Annotated in this window: 29 protein-coding genes; 14 read left to right on the top strand and 15 right to left on the bottom strand. The window is 68.7% G+C overall.

Annotated features, from left to right (window positions below; translation table 11 throughout):
• Positions 1–283: 283 nt before the first annotated feature.
• On the bottom strand, positions 284–1,672 hold the full coding sequence (locus tag AB0N89_RS35530) for an NYN domain-containing protein (protein WP_364214216.1): 1,389 nt from the start codon (positions 1,670–1,672) through the stop codon (positions 284–286).
• Between the two features lie 96 nt (positions 1,673–1,768).
• Here AB0N89_RS35530 and AB0N89_RS35525 point away from each other — a divergent pair, with 96 nt between their 5' ends.
• Both AB0N89_RS35525 and AB0N89_RS35520 read left to right on the top strand, forming a co-directional pair.
• Positions 1,769–3,490 carry a DEDD exonuclease domain-containing protein gene (locus tag AB0N89_RS35525; protein ID WP_364214213.1) on the top strand — a complete coding sequence of 574 codons (1,722 nt, stop codon included), beginning with the start codon at positions 1,769–1,771 and terminating at the stop codon, positions 3,488–3,490.
• A 39-nt stretch (positions 3,491–3,529) separates the two neighbouring features.
• Positions 3,530–3,814 carry an Lrp/AsnC ligand binding domain-containing protein gene (locus tag AB0N89_RS35520; RefSeq protein ID WP_005154220.1) on the top strand — a complete coding sequence of 95 codons (285 nt, stop codon included), beginning with the start codon at positions 3,530–3,532 and terminating at the stop codon, positions 3,812–3,814.
• A gap of 77 nt (positions 3,815–3,891) precedes the next feature.
• Here AB0N89_RS35520 and AB0N89_RS35515 read toward each other — a convergent pair whose 3' ends face one another.
• The 4 genes from AB0N89_RS35515 to AB0N89_RS35500 are packed head-to-tail and all read right to left on the bottom strand — an operon-like array spanning position 3,892 to position 8,207.
• Positions 3,892–5,583 (bottom strand): cytochrome bc complex cytochrome b subunit, encoded by a 1,692-nt coding sequence (locus AB0N89_RS35515; protein ID WP_364214209.1) that lies wholly within the window; start codon positions 5,581–5,583, stop codon positions 3,892–3,894.
• Positions 5,580–6,713: a ubiquinol-cytochrome c reductase iron-sulfur subunit gene (locus AB0N89_RS35510; protein ID WP_364214206.1), complete on the bottom strand. Its 1,134-nt coding sequence runs from the start codon at positions 6,711–6,713 to the stop codon at positions 5,580–5,582. Before AB0N89_RS35510 ends, AB0N89_RS35515 begins: the two co-directional genes overlap by 4 nt.
• Positions 6,710–7,528 carry a c-type cytochrome gene (locus AB0N89_RS35505; protein WP_191257452.1) on the bottom strand — a complete coding sequence of 273 codons (819 nt, stop codon included), beginning with the start codon at positions 7,526–7,528 and terminating at the stop codon, positions 6,710–6,712. The genes AB0N89_RS35510 and AB0N89_RS35505 overlap by 4 nt, the downstream gene beginning before the upstream one ends.
• 55 nt (positions 7,529–7,583) lie before the next feature.
• Complete coding sequence (locus tag AB0N89_RS35500; RefSeq protein WP_005164165.1) at positions 7,584–8,207, bottom strand: heme-copper oxidase subunit III; 624 nt, start codon at positions 8,205–8,207, stop codon at positions 7,584–7,586.
• A 95-nt stretch (positions 8,208–8,302) separates the two neighbouring features.
• Between AB0N89_RS35500 and AB0N89_RS35495 the strand changes: the two genes are divergently transcribed.
• From AB0N89_RS35495 to trpD, 3 genes are all read left to right on the top strand, one after another.
• Positions 8,303–8,719, top strand: a complete 417-nt coding sequence (locus tag AB0N89_RS35495; RefSeq protein ID WP_093938734.1) for a hypothetical protein — start codon at positions 8,303–8,305, stop codon at positions 8,717–8,719.
• A gap of 61 nt (positions 8,720–8,780) precedes the next feature.
• Positions 8,781–9,191 (top strand): hypothetical protein, encoded by a 411-nt coding sequence (locus tag AB0N89_RS35490; protein WP_016336048.1) that lies wholly within the window; start codon positions 8,781–8,783, stop codon positions 9,189–9,191.
• Positions 9,192–9,195: 4 nt separating this feature from the next.
• On the top strand, positions 9,196–10,221 hold the full coding sequence (trpD, locus tag AB0N89_RS35485) for an anthranilate phosphoribosyltransferase (RefSeq protein ID WP_364214201.1): 1,026 nt from the start codon (positions 9,196–9,198) through the stop codon (positions 10,219–10,221).
• 203 nt (positions 10,222–10,424) lie between these two features.
• Here trpD and AB0N89_RS35480 read toward each other — a convergent pair whose 3' ends face one another.
• Positions 10,425–11,390: a helix-turn-helix domain-containing protein gene (locus tag AB0N89_RS35480; protein ID WP_364214198.1), complete on the bottom strand. Its 966-nt coding sequence runs from the start codon at positions 11,388–11,390 to the stop codon at positions 10,425–10,427.
• A 52-nt stretch (positions 11,391–11,442) separates the two neighbouring features.
• On the opposite strand from AB0N89_RS35480, the gene AB0N89_RS35475 reads away from it, so the two are divergent.
• On the top strand, positions 11,443–11,838 hold the full coding sequence (locus AB0N89_RS35475) for a cupin domain-containing protein (protein WP_364214195.1): 396 nt from the start codon (positions 11,443–11,445) through the stop codon (positions 11,836–11,838).
• Here AB0N89_RS35475 and AB0N89_RS35470 read toward each other — a convergent pair.
• Positions 11,835–12,797: a helix-turn-helix domain-containing protein gene (locus AB0N89_RS35470; protein ID WP_364214192.1), complete on the bottom strand. Its 963-nt coding sequence runs from the start codon at positions 12,795–12,797 to the stop codon at positions 11,835–11,837. The two genes, AB0N89_RS35475 and AB0N89_RS35470, sit on opposite strands and share 4 nt — an antisense overlap.
• 82 nt (positions 12,798–12,879) lie before the next feature.
• On the opposite strand from AB0N89_RS35470, the gene AB0N89_RS35465 reads away from it, so the two are divergent.
• Positions 12,880–13,767: a DMT family transporter gene (locus AB0N89_RS35465; RefSeq protein WP_364214189.1), complete on the top strand. Its 888-nt coding sequence runs from the start codon at positions 12,880–12,882 to the stop codon at positions 13,765–13,767.
• 65 nt (positions 13,768–13,832) lie between these two features.
• Here AB0N89_RS35465 and AB0N89_RS35460 read toward each other — a convergent pair whose 3' ends face one another.
• Together AB0N89_RS35460 and AB0N89_RS35455 are read right to left on the bottom strand one after the other, a co-directional pair.
• Positions 13,833–14,252 carry a cytochrome c oxidase subunit 4 gene (locus tag AB0N89_RS35460; RefSeq protein ID WP_364214186.1) on the bottom strand — a complete coding sequence of 140 codons (420 nt, stop codon included), beginning with the start codon at positions 14,250–14,252 and terminating at the stop codon, positions 13,833–13,835.
• Between the two features lie 40 nt (positions 14,253–14,292).
• Positions 14,293–15,165: a cytochrome c oxidase subunit II gene (locus tag AB0N89_RS35455; RefSeq protein ID WP_364214183.1), complete on the bottom strand. Its 873-nt coding sequence runs from the start codon at positions 15,163–15,165 to the stop codon at positions 14,293–14,295.
• Positions 15,166–15,425: 260 nt separating this feature from the next.
• On the opposite strand from AB0N89_RS35455, the gene asnB reads away from it, so the two are divergent.
• Together asnB and AB0N89_RS35445 are read left to right on the top strand one after the other, a co-directional pair.
• The gene (gene asnB / locus AB0N89_RS35450; protein WP_364214180.1) at positions 15,426–17,360 is read left to right on the top strand and encodes an asparagine synthase (glutamine-hydrolyzing); all 1,935 of its coding nucleotides are present in this window, start codon (positions 15,426–15,428) and stop codon (positions 17,358–17,360) included.
• Between the two features lie 56 nt (positions 17,361–17,416).
• A complete protein-coding gene (locus tag AB0N89_RS35445; protein ID WP_364214177.1) occupies positions 17,417–18,070 on the top strand; it encodes an alpha/beta hydrolase in 654 nt (217 codons plus the stop codon).
• Positions 18,071–18,169: 99 nt separating this feature from the next.
• Here AB0N89_RS35445 and AB0N89_RS35440 read toward each other — a convergent pair whose 3' ends face one another.
• Complete coding sequence (locus AB0N89_RS35440) at positions 18,170–19,159, bottom strand: carbohydrate kinase family protein (RefSeq protein ID WP_364214174.1); 990 nt, start codon at positions 19,157–19,159, stop codon at positions 18,170–18,172.
• Positions 19,160–19,300: 141 nt separating this feature from the next.
• On the opposite strand from AB0N89_RS35440, the gene AB0N89_RS35435 reads away from it, so the two are divergent.
• Positions 19,301–19,489, top strand: coding sequence for a hypothetical protein (locus AB0N89_RS35435; protein ID WP_005164196.1), 189 nt, complete (start codon positions 19,301–19,303; stop codon positions 19,487–19,489).
• Positions 19,490–19,561: 72 nt separating this feature from the next.
• Here the strand turns inward: AB0N89_RS35435 and AB0N89_RS35430 are convergent, their stop codons facing one another.
• Positions 19,562–19,939 (bottom strand): iron-sulfur cluster assembly accessory protein, encoded by a 378-nt coding sequence (locus AB0N89_RS35430; RefSeq protein ID WP_005164197.1) that lies wholly within the window; start codon positions 19,937–19,939, stop codon positions 19,562–19,564.
• A gap of 143 nt (positions 19,940–20,082) precedes the next feature.
• On the opposite strand from AB0N89_RS35430, the gene AB0N89_RS35425 reads away from it, so the two are divergent.
• Both AB0N89_RS35425 and AB0N89_RS35420 read left to right on the top strand, forming a co-directional pair.
• The gene (locus tag AB0N89_RS35425; protein WP_364214169.1) at positions 20,083–20,739 is read left to right on the top strand and encodes a DUF3043 domain-containing protein; all 657 of its coding nucleotides are present in this window, start codon (positions 20,083–20,085) and stop codon (positions 20,737–20,739) included.
• Positions 20,740–20,794: 55 nt separating this feature from the next.
• The gene (locus tag AB0N89_RS35420; protein WP_364214166.1) at positions 20,795–21,784 is read left to right on the top strand and encodes an aldo/keto reductase family protein; all 990 of its coding nucleotides are present in this window, start codon (positions 20,795–20,797) and stop codon (positions 21,782–21,784) included.
• A 79-nt stretch (positions 21,785–21,863) separates the two neighbouring features.
• Here AB0N89_RS35420 and AB0N89_RS35415 read toward each other — a convergent pair whose 3' ends face one another.
• The 3 genes from AB0N89_RS35415 to AB0N89_RS35405 are packed head-to-tail and all read right to left on the bottom strand — an operon-like array spanning position 21,864 to position 23,681.
• The gene (locus tag AB0N89_RS35415; protein ID WP_039795309.1) at positions 21,864–22,091 is read right to left on the bottom strand and encodes a hypothetical protein; all 228 of its coding nucleotides are present in this window, start codon (positions 22,089–22,091) and stop codon (positions 21,864–21,866) included.
• The gene (locus AB0N89_RS35410) at positions 22,084–22,935 is read right to left on the bottom strand and encodes a phosphoribosylaminoimidazolesuccinocarboxamide synthase (RefSeq protein ID WP_364214163.1); all 852 of its coding nucleotides are present in this window, start codon (positions 22,933–22,935) and stop codon (positions 22,084–22,086) included. Before AB0N89_RS35410 ends, AB0N89_RS35415 begins: the two co-directional genes overlap by 8 nt.
• The gene (locus AB0N89_RS35405; protein WP_364214160.1) at positions 22,932–23,681 is read right to left on the bottom strand and encodes a GntR family transcriptional regulator; all 750 of its coding nucleotides are present in this window, start codon (positions 23,679–23,681) and stop codon (positions 22,932–22,934) included. The genes AB0N89_RS35410 and AB0N89_RS35405 overlap by 4 nt, the downstream gene beginning before the upstream one ends.
• Positions 23,682–23,851: 170 nt before the next feature.
• On the opposite strand from AB0N89_RS35405, the gene AB0N89_RS35400 reads away from it, so the two are divergent.
• The gene (locus AB0N89_RS35400; RefSeq protein ID WP_364214157.1) at positions 23,852–24,259 is read left to right on the top strand and encodes a hypothetical protein; all 408 of its coding nucleotides are present in this window, start codon (positions 23,852–23,854) and stop codon (positions 24,257–24,259) included.
• Here the strand turns inward: AB0N89_RS35400 and AB0N89_RS35395 are convergent.
• Entirely contained in the window at positions 24,256–24,924 is a 669-nt protein-coding gene (locus tag AB0N89_RS35395; protein WP_364214241.1) for an IspD/TarI family cytidylyltransferase, read from the bottom strand. The two genes, AB0N89_RS35400 and AB0N89_RS35395, sit on opposite strands and share 4 nt — an antisense overlap.
• A gap of 93 nt (positions 24,925–25,017) precedes the next feature.
• Between AB0N89_RS35395 and cobT the strand changes: the two genes are divergently transcribed.
• Entirely contained in the window at positions 25,018–26,094 is a 1,077-nt protein-coding gene (gene cobT / locus AB0N89_RS35390) for a nicotinate-nucleotide--dimethylbenzimidazole phosphoribosyltransferase (protein WP_364214154.1), read from the top strand.
• Positions 26,095–26,261 lie beyond the last annotated feature (167 nt).

The raw sequence follows: 26,261 nt of genomic DNA, 5'->3' as shown, positions 1-26,261 counted from the left end.
GGCGATTCGGGTTAGAACACGAATCGCCACTCACGACCACCCCGACCCGATGCGCTCCGGTGGCGCCCAACGTCGCGAAAACGGACGGCACCCGGATACCGGCGACTCCCGCCGCGTGTCGTCCACTCAGTCACGCGTGTCGTCCCGCCGATCACGCGAAATCGCCCGACCGCGGATGCCGACCGACCCGGCCAGATGCGTGCCAGCGGAACAGTGATGGTGCGAAAGTGGCTTTCGCAACGCATTCCGGCGAGGTTCGCGATAAAGCGCCCCCGCACCCCTTTCACACCCGGCTGAGCCTCGACACCAGCACCGCCGACGGAACCGGATGCGCGCCCTTGCGCCGCACCGAATCCGCCACCGCCCGGTCCGTGCTCGCGACGACCATCGGCCGCCCCGGCGGCTCGGCCGCGACCAGCGACCGGATGACGTCGTCCGCGAGCACGCCGCGCTCGGAGAACAGCACCCGCACCCCGCGCGGCACCGCGGCGGGCACGGAAAGCACGCCGGCGCCGTCGAACACCACGGTCACCTCGGCCGAGGTCCGCGCGGCGAGCGCGGAAAGCTGGTGGATCAGCCGGTCCCGCTGATCGGACAGCGCCATCTCCGGATATCCGGTCTTCGTGACGTTGTAGCCGTCGACGATCAGATGCACGTTGGGCAGCGCGAGATGCCTGTCGAGCGCGGTGACGTCCTGGATCTTGCCGCCCGCGCCCAGCCCCGACGTCGCGCCGCGGACCATGTCCGCCGGACGCTGGCCCCGCGCGCTCACCGAGAGTTCCCGGCGAAGCCCGCCGACCGCTCCTTCGATGGTGTCCAGCAACAGTCCGAGCCGGACCTCGTCCGCCTGACGGGCCTCACGTGCCGACTGACGCGCGATCTCGGCGTCCGTGACGGCTTTCTCCGCCCGCGCCCGCTCCGTCGCCACACGCTGCTTCTCACGGTCCAATTGGGCCTTCAGCGCCTTGATCTCCTCGGCGCGTTCGGCCCCTCCGCTTTCCAGCTGAACGTGTGCCTCGGCGACGGCGTCCTTGGCCTGTCGCAACTGGACACCTTGCTCCCGCAGGCGCTTCAGCAATTTGTCGACTTCGGCGTCGCGTTCGCCCCGCGCCCCACCGGCGATCTCCCTGGCCTCGCGCAACTCCTCGCGTAACTGGGCCACTTCGGTCTCAAGGCGTTGGTTGCGGGCCAAGGCGGCGTCGCGTTCGGCGCGCAACGCCGTCTCCTCGGCGTTCTTCGCCACCAACCGGACGCGTCCGGCCGCTCCCGCTTCGCCGAGCAGCACGGCGGCGGCCGCGGCGGCGACGGAATCGGGGGCGTTCGGGTCGAGGGCGTCCTTGCGGTGGTCGCGCAGCCATTCGGTGACGGCGACCCGGAACTGCGACGACTCCCCCAGCGCGGCGAGCAACGCCGTCCCGCCGAGTTTCGCGCGTTTCGCCGGGGCGAACTTCGCGACCGGGCGCAGCTGCCTCGGCACGTCGGCGACGGGCAGCTTGCCGACGGCGGCGGCCGCGAGCTCGGCGATCCGCTCCCGCACGGTCTCCGGCAGGGCCGTCCAGCCCTCGGCCGGTACCTCTTCCGACGTCTCTTCGTCACCCACCGGCGCCACGACACCCGAGGGGCCGCCGGTGGCGTCCTCGGGCAATTCGGGCACTGCGGGCTGCGGTTGCATCGCTCCAGCGTAGGCCCCATGGCCTCGGGCCGCGCTCAATGGGACGGCGAGTGCACATCCCGGGATTGTCGGTGCCCACCCCTACTGTGCCCGATCATGGACACCGGACGGCGGCCCGGCGCGGCGCAACTCGCCTTCGACGAGCTGGGAACCCCTTTGCGGGACATCACTTTCGTCGTGTTCGACCTGGAGACCACCGGCACCAAACCCGGCCCGGACGGGATCACCGAAATCGGCGCGGTCAAGATCCGCGCCGGCGAGATCGTCGGCGAGTTCGCCACCTTCGTGAACCCGGGCATGCCGATCCCGCCGCAGATCGTCGAGCTCACCGGGATCACCGGCGCGATGGTCTACGACGCTCCCCGGATCGAACGCGTGCTGCCGTCGTTCCTCGAGTTCATCTCCGGTGCGGTGCTCGTGGCGCACAACGCCGCCTTCGACACCGGCTTCATGCGCGCGGCCTGCGAGGGCCACGGCTATCACTGGCCCAAGACGGCCGTGGTCTGCACGGTCCGGCTCGCCCGCCGCGTCATCTCCCGCGACGAGACCCCCAGCTACCGCCTGTCCGCGCTGGCCGCGTTGTTCGGGGCGCGCACGACGCCCAACCACCGCGCGCTCGCGGACGCGCGCGCCACTGTCGACGTCCTGCACGCGCTGCTCGAACGCGTGGGCAACCTGGGCGTCCACACACTCGAAGAACTCCTGGACTACCTGCCCGAGGTCACCCCGGCCCAGCGCCGCAAACGTTCGCTGGCCGAACACCTGCCGTCGCGGCCCGGCGTCTACCTGTTCCGCGGCCCCAGCGACGAGGTGCTCTACGTCGGGACGTCGTCCGACCTGCGCCGCCGGGTCCGGCAGTACTTCACCGGCTCGGAGAGCCGCGGGCGGATCCGGGAGATGGTCGCGCTGGCCGAACGGGTCGACGCGGTCGAGTGCGCGCACTCGCTGGAGGCGGCGGTCCGCGAACTACGGCTGATCGCCGCCCACCGTCCGATGTACAACCGCCGTTCCAAGAACCCACGGCACGCCTGGTGGGTCGCGTTGACCGAGGAGGCCTTCCCACGCCTGTCGGTGGTCCGCATGCCGCGAGACGGGATGCTGGGGCCCTTTCGCACCCAGACCGACGCCCGATCGGCCGCGGACACCCTCGCCGGCGCCTCGGGGCTGCGGACGTGCACCCAGCGCATCTCGGCCACCTCGCCGAACGGCAAGCCCTGCGTCCTCGCCGAACTCGGCCGCTGCGGTGCCCCGTGCGCCGGTCAGCAGACGGTCGAGGCGTACCGCCCCGGCGTGCTGGCGGTGTCCGGGCTCATCGCCGGGACGGACGGGCGGCCGCTGCGGGACGCCGCCGATCAGCTCGCCCGGCTCTCGGCGGCGGAGCACTACGAACAGGCCGCCCGGCACCGCGATCAGCTGGCCGGGCTGATCCGCGCGGTCGGCCGGGCGCACCGGCTGTCGGCGCTGGCGGGCATCCCGGAGCTGATCGCCGCCGGACCGGACGGCAACGGCGGCTGGGAACTGGCGGTGATCCGGCACGGCAGGCTCGCGTCGGCGGGCGTCGCGCGGCGCGGGACACCGCCGATGCCGGTGGTCGAGCTGCTGGTGGCCTCGGCGGAGACGGTGATCCCGGGCCCGGGCCCGCTCTTCGGCGCGATCTCCGAAGAGGTCCGCATCCTGCTGCGCTGGCTGACCCGCCCGGGCGTCCGGCTCGTGCGCACCACGCACCCCTGGGCGGAGCCGGCCGCCGTCGCGGGCGGCTGGCAGGAGTGGCTGGACCTCGCGGCGAGCGCGACGGCGTTGGAGCAGGTGGCGGGCTAGGATCGCGGCACCGGATTCCCTTAAGTAGGAGGCGCTGTAGTGATCACCGCGATCGTGCTGATCCAGGTCGAGGCCGATGCCATCCCCGAGGCGGCACAGGCGATCGCGGACATCGAGGGCGTCCGCGAGGTCTACTCCTGCGCGGGCGACGTCGATCTGATCGCTTCGGTCCGCGTCGCGGCCCACGAAGACCTGGCGGATCTGATCCCGGCGAAGATCGGCAAGGTCCCCGGCGTGCTGAGCACGGTCACGCACATCGCGTTCCGCTCGTACTCGAAGGCCGACAGCGAGTCCGCGTTCGACATCGGCGTCGAAGGCGCCTGAGTCTCCCCTCAGTACATGAAGGCCCCCTTCCTTGCGCCTGGCGCAAGGAAGGGGGCCTTCATGTACTTCTGTCGAGCTTAGTGCCCGGAGGTGATCTCCTTGCGCTCCTGCGAGGGCTCACCGCCGATGTCGTCGACCTTGCCGTTGCCGTTGGCACCGTGTCCGTTGGAGCCGTGCCCGTTGGCCCGGGCGCGCTCCAGCGCGATGGTCTCCTCGACCGGGTCCGGCGACCAGGTCGAACCCGCGACGGCGTGACCGGCCGAACCGAGCTTGTTCATCTTCTTCGGCACCGACGCGCCCTGGTACTCGAGCGGCAGCGGGTGACCGTGGTCGTCCACCGGGCCGAGCGGCTGGTGGATCTCGATGAACTCACCGTGCGGCAGGCGCTTGATGATGCCGGTCTCGACACCGTGCTCCAGCACCTCGCGGTCGGCCCGCTGGAGACCCAGGCAGATCCGGTAGGTGATGTAGTACGCGATCGGCGGCAGCAGCAGCACGCCGATCCGGCCCGCCCACGTCGTCGCGTTCAGCGAGATGTCGAAGGCGAACGCGATGATGTCGTTGAAGCCCGACAGCATGATGACCGCGAAGAACGTGAGGGCCATGATGCCGAGCGAGGTCCGGACCGGGACGTCGCGTGGACGCTGCAGCAGGTTGTGGTGCGCGGTGTCCTTGGACAGCTTCCGCTCGATCCAGGGATACATCACCAGCAAGCCGATCAGCAGCGGCATCCCGACCGCGCCTGGGAAGAACACCGCCGGGACCGTGTAGTTTCCGAGGTAGAGCTCCCACGCGGGCCAGATCCGCAGCATGCCGTCGGCCCAGGCCATGTACCAGTCGGGCTGGGAACCCGCCGAGACCTGCGCCGCGTTGTACGGGCCGATGTTCCAGATCGGGTTGATCTGGAAGAGCCCCGACATCAGCGCGATGACACCCGTGACCAGAGCGAAGAACGCACCGCCCTTGAGCGCGAACACCGGCATGATCCGGACGCCGACGACGTTGGTCTCCTTGCGGCGCACGCCCGGGAACTGCGTGTGTTTCTGGTACCAGACCAGCGCGAGGTGCGCGGCCACCAAGCCGAGCATGATGCCCGGCAGCAGCAGGATGTGGATCGTGTACAGGCGCGGGATGATCTCGTTGCCCGGGAACTCCCCGCCGAACAGCGCCCAGTGGATCCAGGTGCCCATGACCGGCACCGACAGCACGATGCCCGACAGGGTCGCGCGGATACCGGTACCGGAGAGCAGGTCGTCCGGCAGCGAGTAACCGAAGAAGCCCTCGAACATGCCCAGGACCAGCAGCAGCGCGCCGATGACCCAGTTCGCCTCACGCGGGCGCCGGAACGCGCCGGTGAAGAAGATCCGGAACATGTGCACCATCATCGACGCCACGAAGATCAGCGCGGCCCAGTGATGCAGCTGGCGGACGAACAGACCACCGCGGACGTCGAACGAGATGTCCAGCGTGGTCGCGAAGGCCCGCGACATCTCGACACCCTGCAAACCGGTGAAGCTGCCGTTGTAGACGACCTCCTCCATGGAGGGGTCGAAGAACAGCGTGAGGTACACACCCGACAGCAGCAGGATGAGGAAGCTGTAGAGCGCGATCTCGCCGAGCAGGAACGACCAGTGGGTCGGGAACACCTTGTTGATCTGGTGCCGCATGCCCTTGGCCAGGTGATACCGGTCGTCGGCCCACTTCGCACCAGCGCCCACGGCCTTCTCGGCCGGGTTCGTCCCCTTGGTCGGGGTGGTGAGTGAACTCATGACTTACGCTCCCAAAAGGCCGGTCCGACGGCCTCGTTGAAGTCTCCGCGCGCGACCAGGTAGCCGTCCTTGTTCACTGTAATCGGCAATTGGGCCAACGGCCGGGTCGCCGGTCCGAAAATCGGCTTGGCGTAGTGGAGCGCGTCGAACTGCGACTGGTGACAAGGGCAGAGGATGCGGTTGGTCCGCTGCTCGTACAGGGAGGTCGGGCAGCCGACGTGGCTGCAGATCTTCGTGTACGCGTAGTAGTCGCCGAAGTTGTAATCCTCCTGCTTAGCCCGCTTGACGACCTTCGCGGCGTCGGTCGGGCGGAGGCGGATCAGCATGACCGGGTTGTCGACGCGCTTGAAGGCGGCCGACAGGGCGTGCTCGTCCTCCCGCTCGGACTCACGGAACGGGAACACCGTTTCCATGGCGCCCGCGTCGAGGTCCTCGACCCTGACCAGGGAAATCTCGTGCGGACGGCCGGTGTTGCGGCGCAGGAAGACCTCTTCTTCCGGGAAGTTCTTCTTCCAGCCTGAGTGCCACAGCGAGTCGCGGTTCTCGGTGTCCTTCCACGGGTCCTTGATGAAGGACGCGACCGGCAGCGCCGCGACGGCGAGGCCGAGCACACCGGCACCGGCACCCGCGGACCGCTTGATCATCGAACGGCGCGCGATGGTGCTGTCGTTACCCGAGTGGGCCAGCTGGGCGACGATGGTGGCCTTGTCGACCTCCTTGGAACCGCCGTCCCCGCGCTCCTGCACGGCGACCTCGGCCGGGATGAACTTCTTGGTGTAGAGGATCACCCCGATACCGAGGCTGAGCACGGCGAGCCCGAGGGAGACCCCGAGCAGCGGCGTGTACAGCGTGTACTTGGTGTAACCGGTCGTACCCGGCTCCTTGTACTCGAACCAGTGCGGCCACGCGATGAGGACCACGAACGCGAGGCCGGACAGCGCGGCCAGCACGAACCAGAGGGCGACAGTGCGCTCGGCGCGCTTCTCCGCCCGTGTCCCCTCGACCGGCCACGGCTTCGGGTACTCCACGATCTCGACCCCGTCGAGCGCGGTACCCAGCTTGACGAGCTGGTCGCGATCCATGTCCGCCAATTCCGCCTCTGTCGGCGGCTTCGGCCCTTCGGCGCTCATGCCTTCGATCCAATCCACAACGTCACGCCGATCAGCGCGGCGATCCCGACGATCCACGCGATCGCGCCCTCCGAGGCCGGGCCAAGACCGCCGAGCGAGCTACCGCCGGGTGCGTTGTTCCCGTGACTCACGGACTTCACGAACGCGATGATGTCCTTCTTCTCCTCCGGCGACAGCTGCCGGTCGGAGAACTTGGGCATGTTCTGCGGCCCGGTGAGCATCGCGGTGTAGATCTGCTCTTCCGTGGCCGGGTCCAGGTTCGGGGCGAACTTGCCCGACGAGAGCGCGCCGCCGCGGCCGGTGAAGCCGTGGCAGGAGGCGCAGTTGAGGCGGAAGAGTTCGCTGCCGCGCGCGACGTCCTCGCCACGCAGCGCGTCACCCTTCTCGGTGGGACGCTGCGCGCCGCCGCCGTTGGCCTGGATGTAGGCGCCCAGTGCGTTGATCTCGGCCTCGGACAGCTTCGGCGGCTTCCGCTGCGCCTGGGCTTCCTGGCGGACCGCCGGCATGCGGCCGGTCGAGGTCTGGAAGTACACGGCCGCGTCGCCGATGCCGATGAGGCTCGGGCCACGGTCGGTGACACCTTCTAGCTTCGGCCCGTGACATTCGATACACGTGTTGTTGTAGAGCTTCTCGCCCTCGCGCAGGAGGGCGGACTCGCCCTGCGCCTGCGCGGTCTGCGGCTCCGGCGCGAAAACGGCGTACAGCCCGCCCACGCTCAGGAGCGCGATCCCGAGCGCCAGCACGCCGGCGAACCGCCTGCGTGCCTTCGACCGCTTGCGGAAGCGGCGCTCCGTGTCGTTCTTGCTGGAGGTCATCTTGCGGCAACCCTTGCTGTCAGTTCAGGCCGATAGGTCGTGGTGGCGGCTTCGTTCACGGAAGGATGTAGATCACCGCGAACAGGCCCACCCACACGATGTCGACGAAGTGCCAGTAGTACGACACGACGATCGCCGAGGTGGCCTGGGCCGGGGTGAACTTGCTCAGCTTGGTGCGGATGAGCAGGTACACGAACGCGATGAGCCCGCCGATGACGTGCAGGCCGTGGAACCCGGTCGCGAGGAAGAAGACCGTGCCGAACGGGCCGGACGGGATCGTCATCCCCTCGTCGATCAGGTGGAGGTACTCGTAACCCTGGCCGCCGACGAAGATCGCGCCCATGATCAACGTGATGATGTACCAGCGGCGCAAGCCGAAGACGTCACCCTTTTCGGCGGCGAACACGCCGAACTGGCAAGTGAACGAGGACGCCACGAGGATCACCGTGAACGGGATCGCCAGGGCGACGTTCAACTCGAAGGGCTCACCGTGCAGGGGCGGCGGCCACTGGCCGGTCGCGTTCTGCGCCTTCACGGTGAAGAACATGGCGAACAGTCCGGCGAAGAACATCAGTTCGCTGGACAGCCACACGATGGTGCCGACACTGACCATGTTCGGCCGGTTCAGCGAGTGGACCCGCTGGCTGATGGTGGGAGCTGCCGTTGTCACGCGTCGCATTATGTCCTCTCACGCATGGGGCCCGCCGGGTGGGTCCACGGCAAGTCGCGTGCGTGTCGGGTCACATCTGAACGAAAGTGGGAACAGGGCTACTCATGGGTTTACTAGATCGGCTTCGTGACCTGGTCAAGAAGCCGAAGATCCCAGGTCTGACCGTCGACACGCCCGGCGTGGAGATCGTCGCGGAGGCCTTCGATCCCGCCGAGGCGGATTCTTCGGTGCTCGCGAGATCACCCGCTTGGGTCGCCGAAGCGCCGGCGATCCTGCGCCACCACTTGAAACTTCCGCCCGAAAAGGTGGCGGAGGCGGCCTCGATCCTCGCCCAGGACGGCTGGGAGCTGCGGGAACAGGGCCCGGACGGCGATCTCACGCTGGCGCACGCCCTGCGCGTCCAGACCCTCGACGCGCTGCACTGCGCGCAGGAACGGTCACGGATGGCGGGGCTCGCGCAGCGGCTCGGCGGGGATTCGGTGGGCTGGGACGCGCTCCAGCCGTCGGGGGCGCCCACGTGATGTCGGTCATGGCGGATAACATCGCGGGGTCGACATGACTAGACGAGGCGGAGGCGCGCTCATGGGCGAGCAGGCGATGCGGATCCTGGTGTTCAGCCACAAGGCGGAGGTGCGCGAGGCGATCATCAACGCCGTCGGCCGCAGGCCCGCCGCCGACCTCGGCCGGGTGGACTACACCGAGGCGTCCGGCATCTCCGAGGTGCTCGTCGAGATGGACGCGGGCAACGTGGACCTGGCCATCCTCGACGGCGAGGCGCAGCCGACCGGCGGCATCGGGCTGACCCGTCAGCTGAAGAACGAGATCGAGGACTGCCCTCCGATCGTGGTTTCGGTGCGGCGCAAGGACGACCGCTGGCTGGCGACCTGGTCGCAGGCCGACGCGGTGCTGGTCCACCCGCTCGACCCGCTGACCGCCGCCGAGACCGTCGCCGACGTGCTGCGCGCCCGGCGGGTGCCGGCCGTGCACGGCTGAGCTGGTGACCATCAAGACCTGGCCGTCCCTGCTCAACCAGCTCATCGCGCGCGCGGATCTGTCCGAGGAGGACACCGCGTGGGCGATGGACCAGATCATGAGCGGGGCGGCGACACCCTCCCAGATCGCCGGATTCGCCGTCGCGCTGCGCGCGAAGGGTGAGACACCGGCGGAGATCTCCGGGATGGCCGACGCCATGCTGGCGCACGCCAAACGGGTGACCATCGACAGGCCGTCGGTGGACATCGTCGGCACCGGCGGCGACCGGTCCAATTCGGTCAACATCTCCACCATGGCCACGGTGGTGACGGCCGCGGCAGGCGCCCCGGTGGCCAAGCACGGCAACCGGAGCGCGTCGTCGAAGTCCGGCGCGGCCGACGTGCTGGAGGAGCTGGGCGTCACCATCGACCTGCCGCCCGAGACGGTGCAGCGCAGCGTGAACGAGCTGGGCATCGGCTTCTGCTTCGCGCCGAAGTTCCACCCCGCGCTGCGCCACGCCGGCCCGACGCGCGGCGAGCTCGGCGTGCCCACGACGTTCAACCTGCTGGGCCCGCTCACCAACCCCGCGCAACCGCGCAGTTCGCTGATCGGCTGCGCGTACGAGGACAAGACGCGCGTGCTGGCCGAGGTGTTCGCACGGCGCGGGATGACCGTGCTGCTCGTGCGCGGCGACGACGGGCTCGACGAGATCACCACCACGACCACCACCTCGGTGTGGGCGGTCTCCGGCGGCGAGATCACCGAGCGGACCTTCGATCCTTCGTCGCTGAGCATCGCGCGGGCGACCGCGGACGACCTGCGCGGTGGCGACGCGGCGCACAACGCCGACGTGTTCCGCCAGGTGATGGCCGGGAAGACCGGTCCGGTGCGGGACGCGGTGCTGCTCAACTCGGCGGCCGCGCTGGCGGCTTTCGCCGGGTTCTCGGGGTCACTGGAAGACGACCTCGCGGCCGGGCTCGCGCGGGCGGCCTCGGCCATCGACTCGGGCGCGGCGGCCGACCTGCTGAACCGGTGGATCGCCTTCGCCTGACGCGCGTTTTCGTCCCGCCTCGGTCCCGCTCGCGCCGCACTCGTTCCCGAGAGTGTCATGAAAGGGTCGTTCAAGACGTTTTTCGTCCTGAACGACCCTTTCATGACATCCCGCGACCTCTTGCGCCCCTCCGGACGCCGCCCCCTCCAGCAAGCGCTATGAAGGGGCCTTTCATGGCGCGGGTCGACGCCACCGGCGAACGCCTACGAAGCGGTGCTGAACCGTGCCCGGTAAGCCGTAGGCGTCAGTCCCGTAGCCCGCCTCAGCTGGGCCCGCAGGTTCGCCGCGGTACCGAAACCCGAAGCCCGCGCCACCAGGTCCAGCCGCTGTTCGCCGCGCTCGATGAGCCGGCACGCCAGCGCGATCCGCTCCGTGGTGAGCCACGCCAGCGGCGTCGTCCCGAGTTCGGCGCGGAACCGCCGGTGCAGCGTCGCCTGGCTGGCCGCCGCCCGCGCGGCGAGATCGGCGACGGTGAGCGGCCGGTCCAGCCGTTCCCGCGCCCATTCGAGCACCGGCGCCAGCGAGGTGTCCGGCACCGGCGGCAACGGCCGTTCGACGAATTGCCGTTGACCTCCGTCGCGGTGCCCGCTGAACACCAGCCGCCTGCTCACCGCGTTGGCGATCTCGGCGCCGTGGTCGCGGCTGATCAGGTGCAGTCCCAGGTCGAGCGCGGCCGCGCTGCCCGCCGCGGTCAGGATGTCGCCGTCGTCGACGAACAGCACGTCGGGCTCCAGCAGCACGTTCGGGTACGACTCACTGAAGAGCCCGGCCCATTTCCAGTGCGTGGTCGCGCGCCGCCCGTCCAGGACGCCCGCCTGCGCGAGCGTGAAGGCGCCGGTGCAGAAGCTCACCAGCCGGGCGCCCCGCGCGGCCGCTGCGCGGATGGCCGTCAGCACCGGTTCCCGCACCGGGGTCTCCGGATCGGGCCGGTTGGGCACGATCACCGTGTCGGCGGCCTCCACGGCGTCGAGCCCGGCGACCCCGCTGAGGGTGAACATCCCCAGGTGCATGCGTACGGACGGCTCGGCGGCGCACAGCGTGAAGCCGTACCAAGGCCGGTCCAGTTCGGGCCGCCGCAGGCCGAAGAGCTCGGTCGCGACGCCCATTTCGAAGGGATTGGACCCCTCGTCGACCAGGACGGCGACCTCGTGCGAGGAATCATGCGACATATGCGATTCCTAGCACTCACCGCCCGGCCGGTCCAGTGACCAGGATCGGGCCATGAGCGAGAAACCGATCGATCTGCAGACCGCGCTGGCCGGGTTCGACGAGATCTGGAGTCCGCGGATCGTCACCCACGTCAACGACTACGACGTCCGTCTCGCCAAGGTCGCGGGCGAGCACGTCTGGCACGTCCACGAGAACACCGACGAGTTCTTCCTCGTCCTCGACGGCAGCCTGGACATCGCGTTGCGCGAGGAGGCGGGCGAACGGGTCGTCACACTGCCGCGCGGCTCGGTGTTCGTCGTCCCGCGCGGGACTTTCCACAAACCGTCCTCAGTGGACGGTGCGTCGCTGCTGTTGTTCGAGCCGACCGGAACGCTTTCCGTCGGCGATCGGCACGACGAGGTTCCTGACCACGTCCAGGTCACCGTCGGGCAGGAAATGTCCTTCTAGCCCAAGGAAAACGTCTTGCGGTAGGCGCTCGGACTGGTCCCCCGCAGCTTGCCGAACTGGTGCCGCAGCGCCGCCGCCGAGGCGTACCCACAGGCGACCGCGATGTCCTCAATGGACAGACGTCCCTCTTCGAGCAGGGACTGCGCGCGGTCGAGGCGGCGTTCGGTGAGCCACCGGTGCGGGGTCGTCCCGGTGGCCGCCGAGAACCGGCGCAGGAACGTGCGCTCCCCCAGACCGCTGCGCCGGGCGAGTTCAGCGACGGTGAACGGCCGATCCAGCCGCCGCTCGATCCATTCGAGCGCTTCGGCGAGCACGGTGTCGTCCGGCGCGGCGGTCTCCGGGACCGGCGCCTGCACGAACTGCGCCTGCCCGCCCACCCGGTGCGGCGCCGCGACCATCCGCCTGGCCAGCGTGGTGGCCGCGGCGACACCGCGCAGTTCGCGCACCAGATGCAGGCACAGATCGACGGCGGCGACGGTCCCCGCGCTGGTGAGGACGCCGCCGTCGTCGACGTACAACGCCTTCGGGTCGACCTTCGCCGTCGGGAAACGCGATCGGAACTCCTGCTCGTAGACCCAGTGGACGGTGCAGTTGCGCCCGTCGAGCAGTCCCGCGTAGCCGAGCGAGAAGACGCCCGCGCAGAAGCCCGCGACCCAGGCGCCCCGATCGGCGGCGTCGCGAAGGACCTCCAGGACCGGTTCCGGCGGAGGAGCGCTGCGAGGAGCGCAGGTCGGGACGATCAGCAGGTCCGCGGACGCCGCGAAGTCCAGGCTCTCCAGCCCGTCGAGCCCGAAACCGGACCAGCTCAGGACGTTCTCTCCGCCGGGGGAGCAGACCGCGAAATCCCAGCCTTCGATGCCGTCGGCGCTGCGATCGGTGCCGAAGACCTCGCACGCGACGCCGAGTTCGAACGGCGACACCTGGTCGGCGAGCACCACCGCGACCTTCTTCACATCCATCCGGGCAGTGTGTCACAAGTTTTGCGGTCGATGTCATCTCTGACACTGGTCGACCGCGGGAACGAGGGCGAAAGTGGTGCCCATGAACAAGAACAACCCCCTGCTCCAGTGGACGGCCGCGATGGCGCTGTCCGGCACGATCGGCGCCGTCGTCCTGGAAAGCGGGGCCGACGCGCCCGCCGTGGCGTTCGCGAGGAGCCTGGTCGGCGGCCTGCTGCTCCTGGTGTGGAGCGCCGCCCGCGGCTGGCTCCGCCCGTGGACGCTCACTCGCCGCGACCTGCTGCTCGCCATCCTCGGCGGGCTGTTCCTGGTCGGGAACTGGGTACTGCTCTTCGCGTCCTACGCGCTGTCCTCGATCTCGGTCAGCACCGTCGTCTATCACACGCAGCCGCTGATGCTGGTCGGTCTCGCGGCGGCGTTCCTCGGCGAGAAGATGGCGAAGAGCCAGCTGATCCGGGCGCTGATCGCGTTCGGCGGCGTGACGCTCATCTCCCTGTCCGCGCACGGCGCCGACGGCAAACCCGTGCGGCTGGAAGGCATCGCGCTCGCTCTCGGCGCGGCCGCGCTCTACGCCGGCGCCTCGTTCGTCGCGAAGCAGCTCACCCACGTGCGCCCGCACGTCCTGGCGGCCGTGCAGCTGGTGACCGGCACGATCGTGCTCGCCCCCGCCCTGCTCGTCACGCCGCTGCCCACGAACACCTCAGGGCTGCTGTGGCTGGTCCTGCTGGGCACGGTGCACACCGCGCTGATGTACGTCCTGATGTACGCGAGCATCGGCAAGCTGCCGACCATGACGGTGGCGCTGCTGTCCTACATCTACCCCGTGGTCGCCGTGGTGGTGGACGTCCTCGCCTACGGGCACCGGCCGACCTGGCCGGAGGGCCTGGGGATGCTGGCCGTCCTGGCGGCCGCCCTCGCGCCGAAACGCACGCCCGCCCGCCGACCCGAGCCCCAGCCCGCCCGCGTTTAGTCCTCTGAATGCGAAAAGCGGCGCCCCGGTCCGAAGACCAAGGCGCCGCCTTCGGCGTCGGGACGTCAGTCGTGGTTCGGGCCGGTGTGGTACTCGAACACCAGCCCGCCGATGGCGATGATGACCAGGCCCAGGGCGATGATCAGCAGCCAGATGTGGAAGAACGCGAGCGCGACACCGGTCAGCGCGGCGGCCGCCGCGAGACCGATCGGCCAGTAGCTGCCCGGGCTGAAGAAGCCCAGTTCACCGGCGCCGTCGCTGATCTCGGCGTCTTCCCGGTCCTCCGGCCGCGGCTCGATGCGCCGCGCCACGAACTGCAGGTAGCTCCCGGCCAGGAAGGCCAGGCCACCGGTGAGGATCAGGGCCACCACACCGACCGGCTCGACGCCGTCGCGGGTCATCGTTCCGGTCATGTACGCGTAGATACCCGCGACGATGACGGAGAAGACCGCGACGAGGAAGAAAATCCGTCCTTCGACCTTCATGGACGTTGCCTCACTCCTGTTTCGGGCTCGAACAGCCGGGTCAGTTGGACGCGACCCGCGCGGTGCGGTCGGTGTTGAACGGGGTGGTGGTGACGGCGTAGGGCGCGCACAGGTCGCCGCAGTTCATCGCCGTCAGCGCCTCGGAAGCCGTGTTCGGCTTGCCGCTCTTCGGGTTCACCGTGCCGCGGAGCTGGATGTACTGCGCGTACTTGTCCGGCGAAAGGGCCCTGACCTCGAAGTTCATCCCCGAGTGGTAGGTGCCGCACAGCTCGGCGCAGCGGCCGACGAACGACCCTTCCTTGTCGATCGAGTTCTGGAAGGTGAAGTCCTGGTTGTTCTTCTCCGGGTCCGGCATGACGTCCCGCTTGAAGTGGAACTCCGGCACCCAGAACGAGTGGATGACGTCCGCCGACCGCAGGTTGTACTGGATCGTCTTGTTCGTCGGCAGGACGAGCAGCGGGATCTCGGTCGAGCTGCCGACCGTGGTGATCTCGGGGTCGTCGTGGTTCTTGGAGTCGCTCTTGTACTTGAACTCCCAGTTCCACTGGAACGCGACGATGTCGACCGTGACGTCCGGGTTGTCCGTCTCGGCGAGCACGCGGTTCTCGGTGGTCGCGGTGAAGAAGAACAGCACGCAGACCATGATCGTCGGGACGACGACCGTGAAGATCTCCAGCGGGATGTTGTACTGGAACTGGCGGGGCAGTTCCTCTTCCGCGCCGTCGGCGGTCTTCTTCTTGCGGTGGAAGATCGCGGTCCAGAAGATCAGCGCCCAGACGATGACACCGACGGCCAGCGCCGCGACGACCGTCCACGTCCACAGGGTGCGCATGTCGTGCGCCTGCGGGGTCACCCCGACCGGCCAGCCGAAGCGGAGGATCTCGTCCCCGGAACAGCCCGTCGCGGTCAGCATCACCAGCGCCGCGAGCGCTGCGATACGACCAGCCCGCTTAACCGGGATGCGCTCTGGATTTCCCACTGCGCCTTGCCCTTTCACCCAGAGCCTCCTCGACCGATCTTTGTGACAGGGCGGAGCCTAGCCGAGTTGTGGCGCCGCGCTGACTAAGGGGTAACCCCAACACGCGTATCCCCCACCACATCCGGGTGTATGTACACCCGGGCATACTGGGCCCTTCTCCCCCGCTCGGCCAACAAGAGGTGTGTGAACTAGACGTGTGCGGCCTGCTTGGACTGATCTGTTCGACCGAAGCCGACGCTGCCAGCGCCCGTGACGCCGTCGACGCGGCCATGCGCTGCCAGCGCCACCGCGGCCCCGACGAGCACGACACCTGGGCCGACGCCGAGGTGGTCTACGGCTTCAACCGGCTGGCCTTCATCGACGTCGACCACGCCCACCAGCCGCTGATCTGGGGTCCGCCGGAAGCGCCCGAGCGCTACACGCTGAACTTCAACGGCGAGATCTACAACTACAAAGAGCTGCGCGACGAGCTGGCCGCCGAGCACGGTGCGAAATTCGCCACAGAGGGTGACGGTGAGGCGATCGTCGCGGCGTACCACTACCTCGGCGACGACGCGGTGAAGAAGCTGCGCGGCATGTTCGCCTTCATGATCTGGGACTCCCAGGAGAAGGTCGTCTTCGGCGCGCGCGACCCGTTCGGCATCAAGCCGCTGTTCTACTCGGCGGGCCCCGGCAAGATCGCCTTCTCCAGCGAGAAGAAGAGCCTGCTGGAGCTTTCGAGCGTGCTCGGCGTCGAGGACGAGCTGGACAAGACGGCCCTCCAGCACTACCTGGTCCTCCAGTACGTGCCGGAGCCCGAGTCGATGCACACCGGCGTCCGCCGCGTCGAGTCCGGCACGTCGTTCCGGGTCGTCCCGGGCGGAAACGTCGAGTTCACCCGCTACTTCCACCCGCAGTTCAACGCGAAGCCGGTCAACAACCAGGCCGAGGCCGACGAACTGTACGAGCGCATCGCCGATGTGATGCGCGACTCGGTCGGCAAGCACATGATCTCCGACCCGGACGTCACGGTCGGCGCCTTCCTCTCCGGCGGCATCGACTCCACCGCGACCGCGACGCTGGCCAAGGAGCACAACCCGAACCTGATCGCGTTCACCACCGGATTCGAGCGCGAGGGCTACTCCGAGGTCGACGTCGCCGCCGAATCGGCCGCCGCGATCGGCGTGAAGCACGTGGTCCGCACGGTGTCCGCGGACGAGATGATGGAGGCGCTGCCGCTCATCGTCTGGTACCTCGACGACCCGGTTGCCGACCCGGCGCTCGTGCCGCTGTGGTTCATCGCCCGCGAAGCGCGCAAGCACGTCAAGGCGGTGCTGTCCGGCGAAGGCGCCGACGAGCTCTTCTGCGGCTACACGATCTACAACGAGCCGATCTCGCTGGCGCCGTTCGAGAAGATCCCCGGCGGCATGCGGAAGATCATCGGCAAGGTCTCCACGAAGATCCCCGAAGGCACCCGCGGCAAGGACCTGCTGCGGCGCGGGGCGCTGCCGCTGGAGGACCGCTACTACGGCAACGCGCGCAACTTCCGCGACGACCAGCTCCGCAAGGTTCTGCGCACGTACGAGGAAGGCATCGGCTTCAAGGACGTCACCGCTCCTTGGTACAAGATCTCCGAGGACTGGGACCCGGTCGCGCGCATGCAGCACGTCGACCTCTACACCTGGCTGCGCGGCGACATCCTGGTCAAGGCCGACAAGGTGACCATGGCGAACTCGCTGGAACTGCGCGTGCCGTTCCTCGACGCCGAGGTGTTCAAGGTCGCTTCGACCATCCCGCTGGACCAGAAGCTCGCGCACGGCACCACGAAGTACGCGCTGCGCCAGGCGCTGGCGAAGATCATCCCGGGGCACGTGCTCAACCGACGCAAGCTCGGCTTCCCGGTGCCGATCCGCCTGTGGTTGCGCAACGAGATGTACGACTGGGCCAAGGGCATCATCTCGGACTCGCAGACCGACGCGCTGCTCGACAAGAAGGCCGTCCTGGCGCTGCTCGACGAGCACAAGGCCGGGCAGCTCGACCGCAGCCGCCAGCTGTGGGCGCTGCTGGTGTTCATGCTGTGGCACGGGATCTTCGTCGAGAACCGCATCAAGCCCGAGATCCCGGAACCCGTCTACCCGGTGAAACTCTAGTCACGACTCGGCACGCTGGCCTTCACCGTTCCTCCGGTGGAGGCCAGCATGGAGCGATGGACTTCGTCCTCGTGCACGGCACGACGCAGAGCCCGGCAGGCTGGGACCGCGTGGCCAAACTGCTCAGGGCCGCCGGGCATCGCGCGATCGCGGTGGACCTGCTGACCCCGGCCGATCTGCCCGTCGAGGGCTACGCGCAGCACGCGCGGGACCAGTACGACGGCGAGCGGCCGATCGTCGTTGCCCATTCCGGGGCCGGGGTCCTGCTCCCCGCGATCGCCGAGGCGCTCGACGCGCGGGCGCTGGTGTGGGTCGCCGCTTACATCCCCGATTTCGCCGGCGGGCGGAGCCTGCGCGACGAGGTCCCGGCCTCGTTCGCCCCCGAGTGGATCGGCGTGGACCCGACCGCGGATCCCGCGAAGGCGTCGGAGTTCCTCTTCCACGATTGCGATCCCGAGACCGAACATCTGGCGTTGGACAGCCTGCGGCTGTTCAGTCCCGCGGTCCTCGCCGCCCATCACGCCGAGCCCGCGCCGGAGATCCCGTCGACGGTGATCGTCCCCGCGCGCGACCGCACGCTGAAACCGGAGTGGATGCGCCAGGCGGCAAGGGAGCGGCTCGGCGTCGGCGCGATCGAGATCGACGCCGGGCACTGTCCCCACATGTCGCGCCCCGCCGAGGTCGCCGGAATCCTGACCGGACGCGGCTGAAGGGGGCCCTTCCCTCGCTCGCTCCCCTGCTGTGCAAGTCCGTGAAGGCCTCCTTGAGGGACCCAGAGTCCCTCAAGGAGGCCTTCACGGACTTCAAACTTAGGCCGGCAGGATCGCCGCGATCTCCTCGGCCGACTCCGGGCCGAAGGCTTCCTTGAGGCGCCCCAGGACGTCCGTGCGGTCGAAGGTCCACTCCTGCGTGCCCACGGTCTCCAGCACCAGCACGGCGATCAGCGAGCCCAGCTGCGCCGAACGCTCCAGGCTGAGCCCGCCGTCGAGCCCGGCGATGAACCCGGCGCGGAAGCCGTCGCCGACGCCGGTCGGGTCGACCTTGCCGCGTTCCGGGACGGCGCCGATCTGCAGCGAGAGACCGTCCTTGCCGATGATCTCGACGCCCTTCTCCCCGAGCGTGGTGATCCGCATGCCGACGCGGTCGAGAACGTCGGCCTCGGTCCAGCCGGTCTTCTGGAGCAGCAGTTCCCATTCGTAGTCGTTGCTGAACAGGTACTTCGCGCCGTCGACGAAGGCGCGCACCTGCTCGCCGTCCATCCGCGCGAGCTGCTGCGAGGGGTCGACGGCGAAGGTGTAACCGCGCTGGCGGCACTCCTCGGCGTGCCGGACCATGCCCTCGGGGTCGTCCGGGCTGATCAGCACGAGCGACAGCTCACCGGCGTGCGCGGCGACCGGCGCCAGTTCGATGTTGCGGGATTCGGCCATCGCGCCGGCGTAGAAGGTGGCGATCTGGCAGAGGTCCTCGTCGGTGGTGCAGACGAAGCGCGCGGTGTGCGCGACCTCGGAGACCAGCACGCCGGCGGTGTCGACGCCGTGCCGCTCCAGCCACGAGCGGTAGTCGGCGAAGTCGGAGCCCACCGCGCCGACCAGGATCGGGCGCTTGCCGAGCACGCCGAGGCCGAAGGCGATGTTCGCGCCGATCCCGCCCCGCCGGACGACGAGGTCGTCGGCCAGGAAGCTCAGGGACACGCGATGCAGCTGCTCGGCGATGAGCTGCTCGGCGAACCTGCCCGGGAAGTGCATGAGATGGTCGGTTGCGATACTGCCGGATACTGCGATCCTGGCGCTGTCTGCCACCGGTTCTCCTTGATCGGTCGGCCCCGCGAAGGCGAGGACGGCTAAGTTACCCGCAGGTCATGCCCCATACGGGTTGCTTCAGGCACGGCCATCAACACTACCGGTTGGTAGTGGTGTCCTACTCGAACACGAGTCATTAACTTGTCGTTCGTGACCACTCCTGCGTATCACCTCGAACCGGAATCGATCGGCGAACTCATCGCCGACTGTGCCGGGATCCCGTCGTCCCTCCAGGCCGAGAACCTGCCCCTGCCCCGGCAGATCGCTCCGCCCTGGACCGTGGACGAGCGCTGCCTCGCCCAGGTCGCCGATCTGGACGCCTACGTCTGATCCCGTTCCGGGCATGAGGAAGGGCCGCGACCTGGGTGAGGTTCGCGGCCCTTCTTCATGCCTCGACGCGGATCAGTGGAAGCTGTCGCCGCAGGCGCAGCTGCCGGTCGCGTTGGGGTTGTCGATCGTGAAGCCCTGCTTCTCGATCGAGTCGACGAAGTCGATCACGGCGCTCGACACGTACGGCGCGCTCATCCGGTCGACGGCCACGCGGAGGCCGTCGAAGTCACGGAACAGGTCACCGTCGAGCGTGCGCTCGTCGAAGAACAGCTGGTAGCGCAGACCCGCGCACCCACCGGGCTGGACGGCGATGCGCAGGTGCATGTCGTCACGGCCCTCCTGCTCGAGCAGGGCCTTCGCCTTGACGGCGGCGGCGTCGGTCAAGGTGACGCCGTGCGTCTCCTCGGCGGTCTCGGCCTGAGCTGCGGCTGCCTGCTCAGCGGTCGTCATGGTTCTCCCTCTGGTCGAACTCGCTGCGGGTACTCGTCTTGCACATGGTCCAACACGTCGGAGTCCCGATCTGTTCCCCTCCATGGTGACATATCGCTCGGCCTGGTGCGTGGCACCGTGACGGCTGCAACTACCCTGGTGAGGTGAGGTTCCTGCGCCGTAGCACCACAGACTCCGCCACGACGGACACCGAGACGCCCGAGAGCAAGGCCGTCGAGGTCCAGGCCAAGGCGTACACGCCCGGCAAGGGCAAGGCCACGCCCAAGCGGCGTGAGGCCGAGGCCAAGCGCCGCGGTCCGGTGGCGCCGCCGCCGACCACCATGCGCGAGGCGATGAAGCGCAACAAGGAACTGCGCAAGTCCGCGAAGTCCGACCCGGAGTACAAGGCGAAGCAGCGCAACGCCGCCAAGGAACGCCGCGAGCGGATGATGGCGGGCGAGGACAAGTACCTGCTCCCCCGCGACCGCGGCCCGGTCAAGGCCTACATCCGCGACCTGGTCGATTCGCGGCGCAACCTGCTCGGCCTGTTCATGCCGCTGGCGATCCTGGTGTTCGTCGCGCTGATCCTCCCGTACCCGGAGGTGCAGCGGTACGCGACGCTGCTGTGCACCGTGATGCTGCTCGGCATGATCGTCGAGGGCGTGCTCAGCGGACGCCGGATCGCGAAGATGGTCCGGCTGAAGTTCCCGGACGAGGTGATCAAGGGCACCTCGGTCGGCTGGTACTCGTTCATCCGCGCGAGCCAGATCCGCAAGCTGCGTGTCCCGAAGCCGCGGGTCAGCCCCGGCGACAAGGTCTGATCAGGCGAAACCCGGGTCGTTAGCGTGGCTAACGGCCTGGGGTAGAGTCGGGCTCATGGAGTTTCGACGACTGGGCCGCAGTGGCCTCAATGTCAGTGAGATCTCGTACGGCAACTGGCTCACCCACGGGTCCCAGGTGGAAGAGGACCAGGCCCAGGCCTGCATCAAGGCGGCGCTCGACGTCGGCATCACCACGTTCGACACCGCCGACGTCTACGCGAACACGGCGGCCGAATCGGTGCTCGGCCGCGGCCTGAAGGGCCTGCGCCGCGAGAGCCTGGAGATCTTCACCAAGGTCTACTGGCCGACCGGCCCCAAGGGTCCCAACGACACGGGCCTCGGCCGCAAGCACATCATGGAGTCGGCGCACGCTTCGCTGAAGCGGCTCGGCACCGACTACGTCGACCTCTACCAGGCGCACCGGTTCGACCGGACCGTCCCGCTCGAAGAGACGTTCCTCGCCTTCGCCGACCTCGTCCGGCAGGGCAAGGTCCTCTACGTCGGCGTCTCGGAGTGGACCGCCGAGCAGATCACCCAGGGCGCGGCGATCGCCCGCGAACTGAAGGTGCCCCTGATCTCGAACCAGCCGCAGTACAGCGCGCTGTGGCGGGTCATCGAGGCGCAGGTCATCCCCGCCTCCGAGCGCGAGGGGCTCAGCCAGATCGTCTGGTCGCCGATCGCGCAGGGCGTGCTCACCGGCAAGTACAAGCCCGGCCAGGCGCTGCCCGAGGGCTCCCGCGCGACGGACGAGAAGGGCGGCGCGAACATGGTCGCCCGCTTCCTCAACGACGACGTCCTGGAGCGCGTCCAGCGGCTTCAGCCGCTCGCGGACAAGGCGGGCCTGACGATGGCCCAGCTCGCCGTGGCGTGGGTGCTGCAGAACCCGAACGTCGCTTCGGCGATCATCGGCGCTTCGCGGCCGGAACAGGTGCACGAGAACGTGAAGGCGGCCGGCGTGAAGCTGGACGCGGACCTGCTCGCCGCGATCGACGAGGCCCTCGACGGCGTCACCGAGACCGACCCCACCCTCACCCGCTCGCCCTGACCCCCTGAACGCATTTAGTCGACTAACCGCGGACGCTTTTCCCGCGATTAGTCGACTAAATGCGACGTTTCGTCTTGCGTCAGTCCCCGTGCACCCGGGACTGGTAAGCGATCTGGCCGTCCAGGTCGAGAGCGTCACCGGGGGCACGCAAGGGGTCGATTCCCAGGCCCCGCAACAACCTGCTCGCGCCCGCGACGCGGTCACCCGTCCGGCCGTCGAGCCGCTCCGGCCGGTGGCCCCGCTGGATCAGCAGGCCCTCGACGTCGTCGATCAACCGGTACGGGTCGTAGACCTGCTGCTCAGGCATGACCACCACCGGGTACCCAGGTCTTCCCGGTGATCCGCTCGTAGACCTCGGTGTAGCGCTTGCGGGTCGCCTCGACGATCTCGTCCGGGATCGCGGGGCCGGGTGGCGTCTTGTCCCAGCCGGTGGTCGTGGACCAGTCACGGACGAACTGCTTGTCGAACGCGTGCTGCGTGCGGCCCGGCTCGTACTCGTCGGCGGGCCAGAACCGCGACGAGTCCGACGTGAGGACCTCGTCCCCGAGCGTCAGCACGCCGTCGGCGTCGAAACCGAATTCGATCTTGGTGTCGGCGATGATGATGCCGTTCTTCGCCGCGTGTTCCGCGCCCTTGGTGTAGACCTCCAGCGTCAGGTCGCGGATGCGGTCCGCGGTCTCCTGGCCGATCTCGTTCACGACGTCCGCGAAGGTCATGAACTCGTCGTGACCGGTGTCGGAGATCTTCGTGGTGGGCGTGAAGATCGGCTCGGGCAGCTTGTCCGCCTCGACGAGACCGGCGGGCAGTTCGACGCCGGAAACCTTGCCGTCGCGCCGGTATTCGCGCATCCCGAGACCGGTGAGGTAGCCGCGCGCGATGCACTCGACCTGGATCATCTTCAGCGGCTTGCAGCGCGTGGCGCGGCCGGCGAATTCCGCGGGGACGTCGGTCGTGGAAATGACGTGGTTCGGCACCACGTCCGCCATCTTTTCGAACCACCAGGCGGAAAGCTGGTTCAGCAGCGCGCCCTTGTCCGGGATCGGGGTCGGCAGCGAGACGTCGTAGACCGAAACGCGATCCGATGCGACGAGCAGAATGTCGCCGTCGATTTCGTAAAGGTCACGGACCTTACCCGCGTGAATGTGCTTCATGCCCCGTCCTCGATGTTGTATTCGTAGAAAATCCAATGATCCGGCAATGCCGCCGATTCGCCGTACTCGAGTACGTCTCCCTCGGCGGACAAGAACCTGTTACGGCTCAACAAAATCGCCGAACCCTCGGCCACACCGAGTTCCTTCGCCTCCTCGGCACCCGCCAGCCCCGCGGCGTGCTGAGAATGGGTCGACGTCAGAACCCGGCCTGTCCGGTCCGCAACGTATTTGACCGTGCCTTCGACGATCCGCACCGGTTCGAACAGCAAGGGCGCCTTCGACGCGAAAGTGCCGTCGAACCACGAAACGGACGTCGACACCGGCATGCCCTGACCGGCGTACGTGGTCCGCCGCCGCCTGATCGCCGGAGCACCCTGATCGATCCCGAGCGCGCCCGCCACCCGCTCCGGCGCCGGGACGAGCCCGGCTTCCCGGATTTTCGCGTAGTGACCCGGCGGATAAACCTTGCCGGTTCGCGCGATCGAGATCGTCCGATCGTGCGCGGAGCGGTGCAGTGCCCTGGTCTGCACCACTGTCCCGATCCCGCGTACCGCGCGGACCAGACCTTCCGCCCGGAGCGTGGAGAGCACCTTCATCGCCGTCGCCATCGCGACGTTCCAGTTCCTGGCGATCTCCCGCGCGGACGGGACCGCGTCACCTTCCTTGAGCCTTCCCGAAACGATGTCGTCGCGAATGTTTCCCGCGATCTGGAGATACGGCGGTTCAGGTCGGTCGACGGCGGGCAAGGTGACTCCTCACAAGGTCGCGCGGTGCGCACAAGCGTTCTAGCACACCAATGGGCGAGCACCAAGGATCCTGCTCACACCCCATTATTACGTACTAGTACACATTCTGGACGGTGCTCTAGTACACCTGTTACTCTCCGCAGAGTTCCCGAAACCCGTTGGGGGGCTCGATGAACCATCTGAGCATCGACGAACTGCTCGAAGAGCTTCGAAGACGCCGGTGGGTCGTCTACATCTTCGGCCCCCGTGAGGAGCCGGAGGTCTGTGCCGCCGTGTTCCAGTGGGATGCCTGCGCCGACGTTCTCGTCCTGCGCGGTGAGGAACGGGCGAGCGCCTTCCGGGTCTCGACCCTCGCCGACACGGACGTCTTCCAGCCAGCACTCGTTTCGTGGCAGTACCACTCGACGGCCGACTGGACCCTGCGCGCGGTGCTCACCATCCCGCCGCCCGGCGAGGCCGCCGCGCCGATCCAGTTGCTGCAACCACATCCGGACTGCGTGATCCCGATGGAGGCACGCCGGCCGGTCACGATCCTGCCCGCCAACGGAGCCAAGGCCGACGACCAGGGAGATCCCTAACCTCGGCCGATCACCTGCTCGGCGACAACGAGGTCGTGCGGGTAGGTGATCTTGAGGTTCTCCGCGCTGCCCGGAACCCACCGCACCGGCAGCGCGGAGAACCTTTCCATGCACGAAGACGTGTCCGTGCCGACGAAACCTTCGCGCTCCGCCGTTTCGTACGCCTCCAGCAACGGTGCGGCGCGGAAACCCTGCGGCGTCTGCACCCGGATCGCGCCCGGCAACGCGCCGGAAACGGTGTCGCCGTCGACGCGCACGATGTCGTCGGCCGCGACCCCGGGCACCGCTCCCCCGTACCGCCGGGTGCCGGCGAGGACGTCCGCGATCAGCTCCGGGGTGACGAGCGGACGGGCCGCGTCGTGCAGCAGCACCGCGTCGATCTCGCCGCTCTCGATGCGGGAAGTCAAGTGGCGCAAGGCGTTCAGTTCGGAACCCTGCCGCGTCGCGCCGCCGTGGACGAGTTCGACCTCGCCCGGATGCGCGGCGAGCACCTCGCGCGCGAGTCCGGTGTCCTGCGGCCGGATGACCAGTACGAGCACGTCGATGCCGGGCACCCTGGCGAAGGCGTCGAGCGACCACGCGACGACCCGTTTGCCCGCCACGGGCAGATAGACCTTGTTGAGCTTGGCGCCGACCCGGGTACCCGCTCCGCTCGCGAGCACCACTCCGGCGGCCTTTGTCTGAGCCACAGGCAACTCTGGCACAGGCGGGTCGGTAGGTTGGGTCCGGCCACCGAAGCGATCCGAAGGGGCAGGGCGTTGGACGACGAAATCCTCGAGTTCTCCGAAGTCGAGCAGCCGGATGAACACGCGCGCTCCGCGGCGATCGCACTGCATTCGAAACTGATCAAACCCGCGGGCTCCCTGGGCAGGCTCGAAGAACTGGGCGTCTGGGTCGCGGCCTGCCAGGGCCAGTCGCCACCGCGGCCGTTCACGCGGCCCCGGGTCGTGGTGTTCGCCGGAGACCACGGCATCGCCGCGAAGGGTGTCTCGGCGTATCCGGGCGAGGTCACCGCTCAACTCGTCGGCAGCACGCTGACCGGAGGCGCGGCCATCAACGTGCTGGCGGCTTCGGCGGGCGCGAGCGTCCGGGTGGTCGACATGGCCGTCGACAGCGACGCCCCCGCGACGCGGTCGATCGGCGAGTTCAAGGTGCGGCGCGGTTCCGGCTCGATCGACGTCGAGGACGCGCTGACCGACGACGAAGCCCGTGCCGCCGTCCGCGCGGGCCGGACGATCGCCGACGCCGAGGTCGACGGCGGGGCCGACCTGCTCATCGCGGGCGACCTCGGGATCGGGAACAGCACCCCGGCTTCGGTACTGGTCGCGGCACTGACCGGCAGCGAACCGGTGGCCGTCGTCGGCCGCGGTTCGGGGATCGACGACAACGCCTGGATGCGCAAGGCCGCGGCGGTACGGGACGCGCTGCGGCGGGCGAGGACCGTGCTGGCCGACCCGGTCGCGCTCCTGCGGACGTCCGCCGGAGCCGACATCGCCGCCATGGCGGGCTTTCTCGCGCAGGCCGCGCTCCGGAAGACGCCGGTGATCCTGGACGGCCTGGTCGCCTCGGCGGCCGCGCTGGTCGCCGAGGAGCTCGTCCCGGGCGCGCGGCAGTGGTGGACAGCGGGTCAGCGCGGCGGCGAACCCGCGCACGCGCTGGCGCTGGAGCACCTCGACCTGGAGCCGATCCTGGATCTGGACGTGCGCCTCGGTGAGGGCACGGGCGCGGTCACGGCGCTGCCGCTGGTGTTCATGGCGACGCGGGTGCTCGCGGAGATGGCGACGCACGAGCAGGCCGGGGTGAGCGGGCCGCTGATCGAGGCCCCCGCTTCCTGACCCCCGTCCGCATTCCGTCCTCTGAATGCGGAAGTCCGTGAAGGCCTCCTTGAGGGACTCTGGGTCCCTCAAGGAGGCCTTCACGGACTTGGGCATCCCATAAGGACACTTCAATACGTACGTGAAGGGGGCGTCAGCAGCCGATCAGCCGACCCGCCAGGTAGGAC

The organism is Amycolatopsis sp. NPDC089917, from assembly GCF_040684635.1.
Lineage (GTDB): Bacteria > Actinomycetota > Actinomycetes > Mycobacteriales > Pseudonocardiaceae > Amycolatopsis.
This window is presented reverse-complemented; position numbering and strand designations above follow the sequence as displayed.